The 1,393-nt window shown below is 40.3% G+C and carries 2 protein-coding genes; one reads left to right on the forward strand and one right to left on the reverse strand.

The features are described 5' to 3' along the window. Positions 1–136 precede the first annotated feature (136 nt). Positions 137–1,009: a uracil-DNA glycosylase family protein gene (locus KPX09_RS02905; RefSeq protein ID WP_249548903.1), complete on the forward strand. Its 873-nt coding sequence runs from the start codon at positions 137–139 to the stop codon at positions 1,007–1,009. A gap of 189 nt (positions 1,010–1,198) precedes the next feature. Here KPX09_RS02905 and KPX09_RS02910 read toward each other — a convergent pair. Then, on the reverse strand, positions 1,199–1,393 hold a 195-nt coding region (locus tag KPX09_RS02910), incomplete at its 5' end, for a hypothetical protein (RefSeq protein ID WP_249548898.1).

Consider the following 1,393-nt stretch of genomic DNA (forward strand, 5'->3'; position numbering starts at 1 on the left):
CTGTAGCGGTTTTGTAGTGCATGGGGTACAATCGTACGCTCAGAGTAGTGACAAACTCATCAGGAAACGCATTTACCAACCTGGTGGGTATATCTCTCCTGAGCCGAGATGGTATCTTAACAATCCGTGTACGGCTATGACAGACGAACGTAATAAACCCAATGTCGAAGATATTAAAATGTTCGCGGAGGTCTTGAGATTTTATCATGATAGCGGGATAACACATACACTAAACGATAACCTGCACCCAGATAACACTTTAAGTCCTGCAAATTTTGAAAAATCTCCCGTCGTACCTGACAGTGCAAAAACCCGTGAGCCTCAAGAGACTACCCTTAATAAAACAAGTAACAAGAAGAGCTCTTCTGATGCAAATATGCTTCAATGGGTGGAAGAATCAAGAAAGGCAGCTGCTAACTGTGCAAATTTGGCTGAGCTGAGAGCGTCTATATGCGCATTCGAAGGATGTGAAATAAAAAAAGCAGCTGTGAATACCGTTTTCTCCGATGGTAACCCGAAATCTAAGATTATGTTGATAGGAGAAGCCCCTGGAAGCACGGAAGATAGGGAAGGTATACCATTTTGTGGAGCTAGTGGACAATTGCTTGATAAAATGTTTGCAGCCATTAACCTAAATCGCTCATCAAACATATACATAAGTAATACTGTTTTCTGGCGCCCACCAGGCAATCGCAAACCCACAGATTTTGAGCTCGAAGTGTGTAGACCGTTTGTGGAAAAACACATATCGTTAGTGGATCCAGATGTAGTTGTAATGGTAGGTAGCACAGCGTGTTATTCACTACTACAAACGCCTGACAACATTTCACGACTCAGAGGAAAGTTTTATGAATATACAAACAGCTTTCTCTCTCGTTCCATAACTGCAATGGTCATATTTCACCCAGCATATCTCCTGAGACAACCTCAGCAAAAACGGCTTGCCTGGGAAGATTTGAAGATGTTGCGCGCTTATATCGAAACGCACAAAATTCAGGTAAATACCTAGTGCACATGCAGGGTGTTTACTGCTGCATACCATTAAATATAAACTTACAAATTTAAGCAACGAGTTATACCTTATAATACGCTACTATTGAGGAGTTTATTGATATCTATGCATAGGAATAATACGGCAAGTACATATGCTTTGCTGATAAAGACAAGGGACTGCCAAATGAAAGTGCGTATGGCTTCGCTAGTAACAAGTTAAGATCTGCTGATCGTTAATTATGCGCTGAACGACTTTATAACACATTGTGCAATATCCATTAAGTTTGTTTCCCGACACAAGACACTCACTTAAGATGCTCATATAGCCAATATGACAACATCCATAGATTATCAAATCATGTTGAAAGGAAAAATACTGGATTTGAGTTAAATAACCATA

Origin of the sequence: Anaplasma phagocytophilum, from assembly GCF_023476575.1 — a bacterium.
Taxonomy (GTDB): domain Bacteria; phylum Pseudomonadota; class Alphaproteobacteria; order Rickettsiales; family Anaplasmataceae; genus Anaplasma; species Anaplasma phagocytophilum_A.

Bases quoted from the DNA above. Each gene is read 5' to 3' on its own strand.
- KPX09_RS02905 (WP_249548903.1), top strand. From the start codon at position 137: ATGACAGACGAACGTAATAAACCCAATGTCGAAGATATTAAAATGTTC.